Genomic DNA, 13,128 nt, shown 5'->3' with positions numbered 1-13,128 from the left:
TAGTGAAAGATAAAATTATTGTAAAAGGGGCAAGGGAACATAATTTAAAAAATATTGATATAGAAATACCGCGTGATGAACTCGTTGTTGTAACGGGACTTAGTGGATCAGGAAAATCTTCTTTGGCATTTGATACGATTTATGCCGAAGGGCAGCGTCGTTATGTAGAGTCCTTATCCGCTTATGCACGTCAGTTTTTAGGCCAGATGGACAAGCCCGATGTAGATTACATCGAGGGATTATCGCCGGCGATTTCTATTGACCAAAAAACGACGAGCCGCAATCCGCGTTCGACCGTTGGTACGGTAACGGAAATTTATGATTATCTGCGTTTAATGTTTGCCAGAGCAGGCAGACCACACTGCCCAAAATGTGGGAAAGCAATTGCGCAGCAAACGGTAGAGCAAATGGTAGATCAGATTTTAGCATTACCGGAAGGTACGAAGTTTATGGTAATGGCGCAGGTGGTGCGTGGGAAAAAAGGCGAACATCAGAAAATTCTTGAACAAATTCGCAAAGATGGTTATGTGCGAGTGAGGATTGATGGAGAAATCCAAGACGTTAATGAAGAAATCAAGTTGGTGAAAACGAAAAAACATACGATTGAAGTGGTTGTAGACCGTCTGGTTGTACGTGAAGGAATCCATCAGCGTTTGGCGGATTCACTCGAAACTTCCTTACAACTTGGGGAAGGTGTAGTACTTATTCAGATTATTGATGGTGAAGAGCTGATGTTTAGTGAAAATTTCGCTTGTATCGATTGTGGAATCAGTCTTCCCGAACTTGCACCGCGGATGTTTTCGTTTAATAATCCCTTTGGTGCTTGTCCAGCTTGTAGTGGACTGGGCGAAAATATGGAATTTGATATGGACTTGGTTATGCCTGATTTAAACATTAGGATTGAAGAGGGGTTATTTGCGCCATTATCGAAAAATATTAATTCTTATGCGATGTGCCAAATTGATGCTGTAGTGAAAAAGTACGGCTATACGATTGAGAATACTTGGAATGAATTAAATGATCCTTTAAAGGAACTTTTACTGTATGGGTCAGGCGAAGAAAAGTTTGATTATGAATATGAAAATATGTATGGTGAAGTTAAACAGTATCATTCCCCATTTGAAGGCGTTATGCCGATGCTCAATCGCCGCTATAGTGAATGTACTTCTGATACGTATCGCGAAGAGTATGAAAAGTATATGAGCAGTAAAAAGTGTCCAGTTTGTAAAGGCGCAAGATTAAAACCTGAGACTTTGGCAGTTAAAGTGGGCGGAAAAAGTATTTATGAAGTAACCTGCTTTACCATTGCTGAATGTAAAGAATTTTTTGCGCAGCTAGAGTTAACGGAACGGGAAAAAAAGATTGCCCAGCAGATTTTAAAAGAAATCAATGCCAGGTTAGGTTTTTTGCTGGATGTTGGACTAGATTATCTTACGCTTGATCGCGCGGCAGGTACGCTTTCGGGCGGCGAAGCGCAGCGAATTCGTTTAGCTACGCAGATTGGTTCGGGGCTAGTCGGCGTGCTTTATATTCTTGATGAGCCCAGCATTGGACTCCACCAACGCGATAACAATCGTTTGCTGGCTACACTCAAACATCTGCGTGATGTTGGCAATACGTTAATTGTTGTTGAACATGATGAAGATACAATGTACGCGGCAGATCATATCATTGATATCGGGCCGGTTGCCGGAGCTGGCGGTGGTTACGTGGTAGCGCAAGGTACAGTTGAAGAAATTAAAGCAAACGAGAACTCTGTTACCGGACAGTATTTGAGCCGTAAAAAGTATATCCCCGTACCGAAAGTACGCAAAAGTCCAAATGGAAAATGGCTTGAGATCATTGGAGCAAAAGAAAATAATTTGAAAAATATTTCGGTGAAGTTTCCCCTTGGATTATTTACGGCGGTTACGGGCGTATCGGGATCTGGCAAAAGTACCTTAGTCAATGAAATTTTATATAAAGGGCTGGCAAGTAAACTGTATACAGGCAAAGGTAAAGCCGGTGAGCATAAAGAGATTCGCGGTTTTGAGTATATTGATAAAATCATTGATATTGACCAATCACCGATTGGTCGTACGCCACGTTCAAATCCAGCGACGTATACTGGATTGTTTGATACGATTCGCGATGTATTCAGTCAGACGAATGAAGCGAAAATGCGTGGATATAAACCGGGGCGGTTTAGCTTTAATGTAAAGGGCGGACGTTGTGAAGCCTGTCGCGGCGATGGTATTATTAAAATTGAAATGCACTTTTTGCCGGATGTTTATGTGCCGTGTGAAGTCTGTAAAGGCGCGCGCTATAATCGTGAAACATTAGAAGTAAGATATAAAGGGAAAACGATTGCCGATGTTCTTGATATGGTAGTCGACGAAGCGCTGGAATTTTTTCAAAACATTCCGAAACTAGAACGTAAATTGAAAATTTTGCAGGACGTCGGGCTTGGTTATATTAAATTGGGACAACCTGCAACAACTCTTTCGGGCGGAGAAGCTCAGCGCGTCAAACTGGCAACGGAGCTTGCGCGCCGCAGTACGGGAAAAACTCTTTATATCCTCGATGAACCAACAACAGGGCTCCATACAGCAGATATCCATAAGTTGCTTGAGGTATTAAAAAGATTACTTGAATCTGGAGACACTGTCGTCGTTATTGAACATAATCTCGATGTGATTAAGACAGCAGATTATGTCGTAGATTTAGGACCAGAGGGCGGTTTTAGAGGTGGAACGATTATCGCTAAAGGAACACCAGAAGAAATTGCTGCAGAACCTAGATCGTATACGGGAAAATTTTTAAAACCGCTGTTAGAAGAAAAGGTTGAAGCAGCAAAAGATTTTTCATAAAGGTAAGATTTATCGGATAGCTGACCCGTTTTAAGCTCTTGTCTTCTATAAAGTAGGAGTTATTTATTAAAATTTTTTAGGTAAAAACAAAAAAAGCTTCAGTGAAAGATAGAATGGAATTCTTTTACTGAAGCTTTTTTATTATTGTAACCAAATGAAAATATTTTGAAAATTTAAAAAATTTAAGTGTTTTTTTTGATAAAATATGGTATGATTGCGATGTAAACGTTTTCAAGTAATAATTTGGTTATTATATGGAAGAATTTATTTGGATTTTATATAGATTAAGGTTTTGATGAGGCGGGATGTAATGAATTCAGGAAAATTGGGGAATCGTACTTTTGTCACGATTAAAGATGTTGCAAAAGCTGCTGGCGTATCAATCGCGACGGTATCAAGAATTTTGAATTGTACAGGAGGGGTATCGGAAACATTAGAAGCTCGAGTACGCGAGGCGATTGAAACGTTAGGCTACTCAACGAATGATGCTGCCCGAACATTAAAAGGAAAGAATTCATTTAGTATAGGTTTGATTATCCCAGATATTCAAAACCCTTTTTTCCCTGCACTTGTGCGTAGTATTGAAGACACTGCTCATGCATCGGATCATGCAGTTTTGCTTTGTAACTCTGATGGTGATGTGGAGCAGGAAATGAGGTATATCAGATTTTTGCATGGGAAACGTGTCGATGGAATACTTTTGATTGGTGGACAGCAAAGTAATAAGAGTGTGGAGCTGGCAGAATCGTTACAGATGCCAATTGTTCTGCTGGATAGAAGAGTAAAAGGGGAAAAACTGCCTGCCGTTTTTTTAGACAATGCACATGGTGGACGACTGGCGGTAGAATATTTAATTGATTGTGGATGCCAAAAGATTGCGTTTATTGGCAGAAGATCGCTTTCGTCAGCAGAAGAAAGATTCAATGGCTATTGCGAAGCATTAAACGATAAAAATATAGAAATAAATCGAAAGCTTATCCAGTCGCAGCCATTTACTTTTGATGGTGGTTATAAAGGAACTAAAGCTTTATTAAAAGAGAAAGTTGAGTTTGATGCAATTTTTGCGGGAAATGACGTTATGGCATTTGGGGCAATTGCTTGCCTACAAAGTCATGGAATGAATGTACCACAAGACATACAAGTCGTTGGATTTGATGATATATGGATGGCAAAATGGTATAATCCTTCTCTAACTACACTTTGTCAGCCAGTAGCAGAAATAGGACAGGCTGCGGTAAATTTATTGCTTAACCTTAGGGAAAAAACTGAGCCTAAAGTTTTAGAGATGCGCTTTTTACCACAGTTGATTATCCGTGATTCAACGATGAAAAAAAGTAAGGAGTGAGAAGAGTGGAACGAGGAAAAGCAAAACCAATTTTAGTCATAGGAAGTCTGAATATGGATTTGGTTGCAACGGCAACGCAATTGCCGAAAGAAGGCGAAACCGTTTTTGGTCAAAGTTTTGCCACTTTTCCTGGGGGAAAAGGAGCGAATCAAGCAGCAGCAGCAGGTAAATTAGGTGCTGAAGTTTACATGGCGGGCTGTGTTGGAAAAGATGGATTTGGTGAAGCCTTAATTTCTGGACTAGAATCGAATGGTATTGCTACGAATTTTGTACGAACTGTAGATACTGCAACGGGAACAGCTTTGATTACCGTTAATGAGGCTGGTGCGAATACGATTGTAGTAGTTGCTGGGGCAAATGGTTGTTGTGATGCAGCAGATGTCGATCGTTCCTTACACGCATTTACTAATCCGGGAATTTTACTTTTGCAACATGAAATACCGAAAGCGACAGTGGAATATGCAATTCATAAAGCCAAAGAATTAGGCTGGCTGGTCATTTTAAATCCGGCACCAATGCGTGAAATTTCGCCTGCCCTTTATTCAAAAATCGATTTATTAACGCCAAATGAAAGTGAAGCAGCAGCACTTGCAAAAACTCCTATTGGCACAAAGCAAGAGGCAATTACAGCAGCGCAAAAGTTACGGGAAAATGGGATAAAAGAAGTGGTGATTACGCTTGGCGAAGCTGGTGCTGTATGGGTACATGCAGAGGGACAAGAAGATTCTTTGGCTTATAAGGTGCAAGCGATAGATACAACTGCTGCTGGAGACTCCTATACGGCGGCCATTGCAGTCGCGTTAGCTGAGGGAAAATCTATGCAAGCTGCACTTCGCTTTGCGTCGCAGACAGCAGCGATTGCAGTAACTCGTCATGGCGCCCAGTCTTCATTGCCTACACGGCAAGAAGTAGAAGCATTTGCAGCGCAGAAGAAGGGGATGTAAAGATGAAAAAAATTGGAGTAATAAATGGCCCTATTAGTGAAGTCATAGCGAAAATGGGACATTATGATATGCTGATGGTTGGTGATGCAGGACTGCCAATACCGCCTGGGGTACGGAGAATTGATCTTGCGCTTTGTCAAGGGGTGCCAAGTTTTATTCAAACTTTACGTGTAGTATTAAGTGAATTGAAACTGCAAAGCGTCGTTGTAGCAAGTGAGATGCAAGAAGTCAGCCCAGAGTTATATAAGAAAACATTGAATGAACTTGATGGTGTAGAAGTTGAAGTCGTATCGCATGAAGAATTAAAAGCGATGAGCCAAAAAGCAGTTGCTGTAATTCGTACCGGAGAATTTACGCCATATGCAAATATCATCTTAAAGTCTGGCGTCGTATTTTAGTCTGCGGAGGATAAAATTATGCAAAGTAAATGTTTATTACAGATGACAGGAATTTGCAAATCGTTTCCCGGCGTAAAAGCTCTTGACCAAGTAGATTTTTCAATTAAAAAGGGTGAAATTCATGCGTTATTAGGCGAAAATGGCGCAGGAAAATCGACGTTGATGAAAGTGCTTAGCGGAGTATATAAAAAAGATGCAGGCGAAATTTTCTTAGATGGAAATTCTGTTGAAATTCATGGTCCCCGTGAAGCACAGAAGATGGGGATAGGAATTATTCATCAGGAGCTTAATCTTGTACCTGAACTTACTGTGATGGAAAATATCTTTCTTGGGCGAGAACCACAAAAATTATTTGGTTTTGTAGATAAGGATAAGATGCGCAAAGAATCCATTGAAATACTTAAGCGTTTAGGTACAGAGATTCAACCAGATGACATCATTAGTGATTTGAGTATAGGGATGCAGCAAATGGTCGAAATCGCAAAAGCGCTTTCTTATAAAACTCGAATTTTAATTATGGATGAACCAACAGCAGCTTTAACAGAGAGAGAAAGTGAACATCTTTTTAAGATTGTTCGGCAGCTTGCTGCGTCAGGGGTTGGAATTATTTACATTTCACATCGTATGGAAGAGTTGTTTGCGCTTAGTGATCGCATCACTGTCATGCGTGATGGTGCGTATGCAGGAACTGTTGTAACGAAAGAAACACAGTTTGACGACTTGATTAAGTTAATGGTTGGGCGTGAATTGACAGAACGGTATCCACGCAAAATTACGGATATTGGTAATGAAGTATTAAACGTAAAAGGATTATGTAGGGGAGATTCTTTGAGGGATATTTCTTTTTCTGTAAAAGCTGGTGAAATCGTAGGTGTAGCAGGCTTGATGGGAGCAGGACGTACAGAATTGGCACGTGCTATTTTTGGAATTGATCCCTTGGATAAAGGAACGATTTCAGTGGATAAAGCAGAGCAAAGGATACGTTCTTGCCAAGATGCGATTCAAGCGGGGATTGGATTGATTACAGAAGATCGCAAGCATCAAGGGCTTGTACTTCCAATGTCAGTCGGTGATAATATTTCCTTGGCGGTTTTAGGAGAACTATCAAAGGGATCTTTTATCTCTGGCAAGCGAAGAATGGAGTTAATTCACAAGCAAATTGATGATTTAAAAATCAAGACGCCGAGTGAAGCGCAGATTGTAAGAAACTTATCCGGTGGCAATCAGCAAAAAGTGGTTATTGCAAAATGGCTTTCAACGAAGCCGCGTGTTTTAATTATGGATGAACCAACACGTGGTGTAGATATCGGAGCGAAAGTGGAGATTTACAACATTATGAATATGCTAGCTGCGAGTGGTGTTGCAATCTTGATGATTTCTTCTGAGTTGCCAGAAGTATTGGGGATGAGTGATCGAATTTTGGTCATGTGTAGAGGCCGTGTTGCCACTGAACTTGGGCGCGAAGAGGCTACGCAGGAAAAAATCATGGCATATGCTGCAGGGGGGAATTAAAAAAATGATGCAAGTAAATGCAGAAAAGGCAAGTGGATCAAATCGCTATAAAAATATGTTGCGAAAATTAGGTCCTTTATTAGGATTTATAATTTTATGTATTGTGCTATCTATTGTTTCTGAGCAATTCCTTACTGTTAGCAATTTGCTGAATGTAACTCGGCAAGTGTCCATCAATGCGGTAATTGCAGTGGGAATGACGCTCGTTATCTTAACTGGAGGGATTGACCTTTCGGTAGGTTCTATTGTTGCGTTTGCCGGTAGTGTAACTGCGGGATTATTAGTTGGTGGACTTAGCATTCCGATGGCTGTGTTGGCAGGTTTACTGCTTGGAACATTTATTGGGATGATGAATGGGATATTCATTACTTATGGAAAAATACCACCGTTTATTGCCACGATGGGCATGATGACTATCGTGCGTGGCTATACACTCGTATATACGGATGGACGACCGATTACTGGATTTAGTGAAGGGTTTCGCTCGCTTGGTGGAGGTTATGTTGGCAGTGTGCCAATTCCCGTGATTATCATGATACTAATCTTTATTCTTGCTTGGTTGATCTTAAAGAAAAATAAATTTGGTCGCTATATTTATGCGATTGGTGGTAATGAAGAGGCGGCACGACTTTCAGGGATTAATACAAGAAAAAATTTGATTGGTGTCTATAGTATAGCGGGGCTTTTGGCTGCCCTTAGTGGAATTATTTTGGCATCGCGATTAAACTCCGCGCAACCAACGGCAGGGGCAGCGTTCGAAATGGATGCGATTGCTGCGGTTGTATTAGGTGGGACAAGCCTTGCAGGTGGTCGTGGCACAATTGTTGGCACTTTGGTTGGTGCTTTGATCATCGGAGTTTTAGATAATGGGTTAAACTTATTAAATGTATCATCTTTTTATCAACAGGTTGCCAAAGGTGTTGTTATCCTGCTTGCGGTTTTAATGGATCGGAAACAGGGAAAATAAAATAGACTTGATTTAGGTGGAGTTTTTACTCCATCTGAATCCTAGCTGACCTTAGAGCAGGTTAGCCATAGGATAAGATATTATTCAAAAACTGATAGAATATGAGGCTAAAAGTGGATCAGGATTTGGATGAGAATAAAGATGGAGGAGGGCAGAGGAATTCTACAGGGGAGTCTTTAAACAGATTTAAGGAGGAAAGATTTATGTTTTCAAGCTTTAAAAAGAAAAGTTATGCGGTTTTTACATGTGCATTATTAGCAGGCAGTATTCTTTTTGCAGGATGTGGCGGCAGCCAGAGCGAGAAAAAACAAGAGGCTGCGTCGGGGGAAGTAACTATCGGTTTTTCCGTATCGACGCTGAATAATCCTTTCTTTGTTGATGTTAGAGATGGGGCAAAAGAAGCGGCTGATAAAGATGGTACCAAATTGATGATTATGGATGCACAAAATGATGCATCAAAACAAATGTCGAACATTGAAAATATGATTCAACAAAAAGTCAGTGTCTTAATCGTGAACCCAGTGGATTCCAAAGCAATTGTTCCAGCGATTGAGGCTGCAAATAAGGCGAATATTCCTGTCATTACAGTAGACCGTGGTGCTGACGGCGGTGTTGTTGTAACAAATATTGCTTCTGATAACATAGCCGGTGGTAAAATGGCAGCAGAATTAATTGCCGAAAAATTAGGCAATAAAGGCAATGTTGTGGAACTTGAAGGTATTCCAGGAACTTCAGCAGCAAATGATCGTGGGAAAGGTTTCGATGATGCGATTAAAGCAGTAAGTGGAATTACCCTAGTATCAAAACAACCAGCAGATTTTGACCGTGCTAAAGGGATGAAGGTAATGGAAAATATCCTGCAAGCAACTCCAGATATCCAAGCTGTTTTTGCTCAAAATGATGAAATGGCGTTAGGTGCAATGGAAGCAATTCAAGCGGCAAATCGTAAAGATATTATCATTGTTGGCTTTGATGCGACAGATGACGCACAAAAAGCAGTTCAAGCGGGATCAATGCTCGCAACTGTAGCACAGCAACCAAAAGAAATGGGGAAAGTCAGCATTGAAATCGCAAAGAAAATCTTAGCAAAAGAACAAGTAGATACATTTATTCCTGTGAAATTAGAATTGATTACAAAAAAATAGGCAAAAAAATGGAACCCATTGGGTTCCATTTTTCTGTCTATGGCACTAGATATAATATTGTTCTAGTTTTTGAAGATTATTTGCCAATTCTTTTTGTGTATCTTTAAGTTTTGGCTTTGGTGGAGTTTGCTCGTACACAGGAAGACGTTTTTTGATAAATTGTGTATCAATATTTCCAGTGCAGAAACAAGTATCAGCAAGAATGCGTTTATGAAGTTCAGTCGTTGTTTTTACTCCATCGATACGGAACTCATTCAATGCACGTTGCATAATTTTAATTGCATCACCACGCGTACGACCGTGGACGACTACTTTTGCAATTAAAGAATCATAATAAGGTTCTACGGCAAGACCGGCAGATACACCACTGTCAACGCGAACGCGTGGCCCCCCCGGCTCATGATAGAAATCAATCATGCCTGGAGATGGAATAAAGTTATTATCAGGATCTTCGGCATTGATTCTACATTCAATTGCATGACCAACAATTTTAATATCATTTTGATCTTTATTAAGCGGTTCGCCAGCAGCAATTCTGATCTGGCGACGAACTAAGTCTACACCAGTGACTGCTTCTGTTATAGCGTGTTCAACTTGAATGCGCGGATTAATTTCCATAAAGAAAAACTCACCGGTTTTTACATCCATTAAAAATTCTACGGTACCTACATTCGTATAGTGAACGCTTTTGGCGGCTTTAATTGCTAAGGCGCCAATTCGTTCACGCATATCTTTTGTAAGCGCTGTAGATGGGGATTCTTCAAGTATTTTTTGATTGCGGCGTTGTACAGAACATTCGCGTTCCCCTAAATGAATGATATTGCCATAATTATCGGCCATAATTTGTACTTCAATATGACGAGATTGGGCAATATAATGTTCAAAATAGAATGGTACTTTTGTTACGTCGATAATTTGTAATGTATTAAGTAATTCGTTTTCGTTGTTAATGACGAACATGGATTTTCCACCGCCACCAGAAACCGGTTTAATGATTACAGGATAACCAACTTCTTCTGCAAGAGTTGGTGCTTCTTCATTATTTTTTAATGGTTTGCTCCCTTTAGTCATTGGAAGACCAGCAGCAAGCATCGCTTCTCTTGCTACGTCTTTGTCACCAACTTGACGGATTGTTTCCGCTAAAGGTCCTACCCATACTAAACCTGAATCTGTAACTTTTTCAGCAAAGTCAGCGTTTTCAGAGAGAAAACCATACCCGGGATGGATTGCTTCGGCTTTTGTTGCCGCAGCAGCTGTAAGGATTGCTTCCATATTCAAATAGCTTTGCGTTGCGTCAGCTGGACCAATACAATAAGATAAATCGGCAAGCTGCACATGCATAGCGTTTTTATCAGCTTCTGAATAGACAGCAACTGTTTCAATCCCCAGCTCCTGACAGGCACGGATAATTCTGACCGCAATTTCGCCTCTGTTTGCGATAAGGAGTCGTTTGAACATCTAAATATACCTCCCATTTGCACTTGAATTTTGTTGCATTTCGCGTGTAGAATAAAGCAAGAGTTGATTTAAGAGGAATTTTAGCCTCCTGAATCCTAGTTATATTTATCCAGAAACTTAGCTATTCTTTACCCCTGGTTATAGAAGAGAAGAGTCTTAGCATAGGCACTTAGCGGACAAAATATAAATATGTGATTTAAATAACTTATTCAATACGCAATATCTATTTAATCATTTATTTTAGCTATGGTCAAGCGTAATTTTTGTTAATTTTAAAAGATTAATAAAGATTAATTATAATGAAAATTCAGTAAATATTTGAATACAAAATGCATATTAATTATCTATATTTTTGATGCATTTTTTATTAAAAAATAAAGGTATTTTCGATATAAAAAGGTGAGAAGCAATGAATAATAAGGTGCAAGAAAAATTACAATTATTACCTGATAGACCCGGGGTCTATCTCATGAAAGATGTAAACTCTAAGATAATTTATGTTGGTAAAGCGGTCATATTAAAAAATCGTGTCAGACAGTACTTTCAGAGTAGTCGAAATCATTCTACGAAAGTACAATCTATGGTTGCTAAGATTGATGATTTTGAATACATTATTACTGGTTCAGAGATTGAAGCTTTGATTTTAGAATGTAACTTAATCAAGAAACATCATCCGAAATATAACATCAGTCTGCGAGATGATAAAACATATCCATACATCAAAGTTACCATAAATGAAATTTATCCTAGAGTGTTTATTACGCGGCGTGTACAAAAAGACGGGGCTCGCTATTTTGGACCTTATACGAATGTAGGAGCGGTGCACGAGAGTTTGAAAGTGTTAAAAAAACTATTTCCGCTAAGAAGTTGTAAACGATTAGATGCTGTTCGTCCCTGTTTGGAATATCATATTAAACGTTGTTTAGCACCATGTGCGGGGAAAATAAGTCCTGAAGAGTATCAAGCGATGATAAAAAGTGTGTGCCTGTTTTTAGAGGGGCGTAGCGAAGCAGTAGAAGATCATATAAAAGAACAAATGGAAGACGCCGCAGAAAATTTTGAATTTGAATTGGCTGCAAAACTAAGAGATCAGTTAACATCAGTTGCAAAGATTACGGAAAAACAAAATATAATTACAGGTTCAGGCGATCAAGATGCCCTTGGGATGGCGCGTTCGGATCTTGGTATTTGCATGCAGGTATTTTTTATTCGCAGTGGGAAGATGGTAGGGAGAGATCACTTCTTATTGAAAGGAACAGAAGAAGAAAGTGACGAAGCTGCACTAACTGCATTTTTGAAACAATATTATAATCAAGTGACGTTTATTCCACGTGAAATATTATTACCAATGGAAATCGAAGAGCAAGACCTGGTTGCAGATTGGCTCAGCGGAGTGAAGCAAGCAAAGGTTGCCGTAGATACACCAAAACGAGGTACGAAAAAAGATGTTGTGCAAATGGCAAATAACAATGCGGCACTTGTGTTAAAAGAGCAGCAAATGAAATTATCGGTGGAGCATGCGAAAACATTAGGAGCAGTAGAAGAGTTGGGAAAATATCTGTATTTACCTAAACCGCCAAATCGTATGGAGTGCTTTGATATTTCTCATATTCAAGGGGCGGAAACTGTTGCTTCGATGGTGGTTTTTGAAGGGGGAATACCAAAGAAAAGCGATTACAGGCGCTATAAAATTAAGACGGCAGAAGGAAAACCGGATGATTTCAAATCTATGCGCGAAGTTGTTGGTAGGCGGTATGGAGAAGCTTTGCCAGAGGAGCTACCAGATTTAATTATCATCGATGGCGGTAAGGGACAATTGAGTTCCGCACTTGAAATTATTCGCGGGGCAGGTCATACAAAAGTTCCTGTAGTTGGACTTGCTAAACAATTTGAATATATTTTTACAGAGGGGGAGAGTGAGCCTGTAATTTTACCGCGAAATTCGCAAGCACTTTACTTAATTGAACGAATTCGTGATGAAGCACATCGTTTTGCAATTACGTATCATCGCAAACTGCGCAGTAAGCGCAATATGGTATCTGTTCTTGACCATATCGTTGGGATTGGCCCAAAACGGCGACAAGTTTTATGGACACATTTTGGTTCAATTGAAAAAATAAAAGCGGCAACGGTAGAAGAGATGGCATCGCTTGAGGGCATGAATTTTACCTCGGCACAAGCGGTATATAATTTTTTTGCTAGTCGTGTAAATTTTGAATAAATATAAAACAAATGAAGTAGACTTGATTTAGCTGCCTTTAGCTAAGAGTTAATCTGCTTGTATGTCCCCTGCGGGTATAACTCTCACTTATAGAACTTGGGAGTCTTCTAAGCAGAGGCCAAAAATTTCTGATTTTGTGTGAATCGCTTATTTCGTCAGATTAGCAGATTAGTCATCGGATAAATTGAAAAATGACGATCTATTTTAGATGGTCATTTTTTATATACAAATACTTAAAAGTATGCTACCATTTATTTAAATATTAATATTCTTCTTTTTAAATAATACG

The 13,128-nt window shown here is 39.6% G+C and carries 9 protein-coding genes; 8 read left to right on the top strand and 1 reads right to left on the bottom strand.

The window, feature by feature from the left end; genetic code table 11:
• Window positions 1–2: 2 nt before the first annotated feature.
• The 7 genes from uvrA (at window position 3) to rbsB (ending at window position 9,160) form a co-directional block, all read left to right on the top strand.
• Complete coding sequence (gene uvrA / locus ACWZFG_RS04305; protein ID WP_455577143.1) at window positions 3–2,849, top strand: excinuclease ABC subunit UvrA; 2,847 nt, start codon at window positions 3–5, stop codon at window positions 2,847–2,849.
• A gap of 310 nt (window positions 2,850–3,159) precedes the next feature.
• Window positions 3,160–4,194 (top strand): LacI family DNA-binding transcriptional regulator, encoded by a 1,035-nt coding sequence (locus ACWZFG_RS04300; protein ID WP_455577142.1) that lies wholly within the window; start codon window positions 3,160–3,162, stop codon window positions 4,192–4,194.
• Between the two features lie 5 nt (window positions 4,195–4,199).
• Entirely contained in the window at window positions 4,200–5,138 is a 939-nt protein-coding gene (gene rbsK / locus ACWZFG_RS04295) for a ribokinase (protein ID WP_455577141.1), read from the top strand.
• 2 nt (window positions 5,139–5,140) lie between these two features.
• Window positions 5,141–5,536 (top strand): D-ribose pyranase, encoded by a 396-nt coding sequence (gene rbsD, locus ACWZFG_RS04290; RefSeq protein WP_455577140.1) that lies wholly within the window; start codon window positions 5,141–5,143, stop codon window positions 5,534–5,536.
• 18 nt (window positions 5,537–5,554) lie between these two features.
• Complete coding sequence (locus tag ACWZFG_RS04285; RefSeq protein WP_455577139.1) at window positions 5,555–7,048, top strand: sugar ABC transporter ATP-binding protein; 1,494 nt, start codon at window positions 5,555–5,557, stop codon at window positions 7,046–7,048.
• A 4-nt stretch (window positions 7,049–7,052) separates the two neighbouring features.
• Window positions 7,053–8,015, top strand: coding sequence for an ABC transporter permease (locus ACWZFG_RS04280; RefSeq protein ID WP_418627068.1), 963 nt, complete (start codon window positions 7,053–7,055; stop codon window positions 8,013–8,015).
• Window positions 8,016–8,218: 203 nt separating this feature from the next.
• Window positions 8,219–9,160, top strand: a complete 942-nt coding sequence (gene rbsB, locus ACWZFG_RS04275; protein ID WP_147670130.1) for a ribose ABC transporter substrate-binding protein RbsB — start codon at window positions 8,219–8,221, stop codon at window positions 9,158–9,160.
• 45 nt (window positions 9,161–9,205) lie between these two features.
• Here rbsB and ACWZFG_RS04270 read toward each other — a convergent pair whose 3' ends face one another.
• Complete coding sequence (locus ACWZFG_RS04270; RefSeq protein WP_455577138.1) at window positions 9,206–10,618, bottom strand: acetyl-CoA carboxylase biotin carboxylase subunit; 1,413 nt, start codon at window positions 10,616–10,618, stop codon at window positions 9,206–9,208.
• Between the two features lie 409 nt (window positions 10,619–11,027).
• Here ACWZFG_RS04270 and uvrC point away from each other — a divergent pair, with 409 nt between their 5' ends.
• On the top strand, window positions 11,028–12,839 hold the full coding sequence (gene uvrC / locus ACWZFG_RS04265) for an excinuclease ABC subunit UvrC (protein WP_177505030.1): 1,812 nt from the start codon (window positions 11,028–11,030) through the stop codon (window positions 12,837–12,839).
• Window positions 12,840–13,128: the final 289 nt, after the last annotated feature.

Source organism: Anaerosinus sp., from assembly GCF_965318445.1.
Note: the sequence above shows the minus strand (reverse complement) of the source record. Positions and strands in the feature narration are given on the sequence as shown.

Excerpts from the sequence above, each read along its gene's own strand:
- rbsB (WP_147670130.1), top strand. The coding sequence starts at position 8,219 with ATGTTTTCAAGCTTTAAAAAGAAAAGTTATGCGGTTTTTACATGTGCA.
- ACWZFG_RS04270 (WP_455577138.1), bottom strand. The coding sequence starts at position 10,618 with ATGTTCAAACGACTCCTTATCGCAAACAGAGGCGAAATTGCGGTCAGA.
- uvrC (WP_177505030.1), top strand. The coding sequence starts at position 11,028 with ATGAATAATAAGGTGCAAGAAAAATTACAATTATTACCTGATAGACCC.
- ACWZFG_RS04280 (WP_418627068.1), top strand. The coding sequence starts at position 7,053 with ATGATGCAAGTAAATGCAGAAAAGGCAAGTGGATCAAATCGCTATAAA.
- ACWZFG_RS04285 (WP_455577139.1), top strand. The coding sequence starts at position 5,555 with ATGCAAAGTAAATGTTTATTACAGATGACAGGAATTTGCAAATCGTTT.
- ACWZFG_RS04300 (WP_455577142.1), top strand. The coding sequence starts at position 3,160 with ATGAATTCAGGAAAATTGGGGAATCGTACTTTTGTCACGATTAAAGAT.
- rbsD (WP_455577140.1), top strand. The coding sequence starts at position 5,141 with ATGAAAAAAATTGGAGTAATAAATGGCCCTATTAGTGAAGTCATAGCG.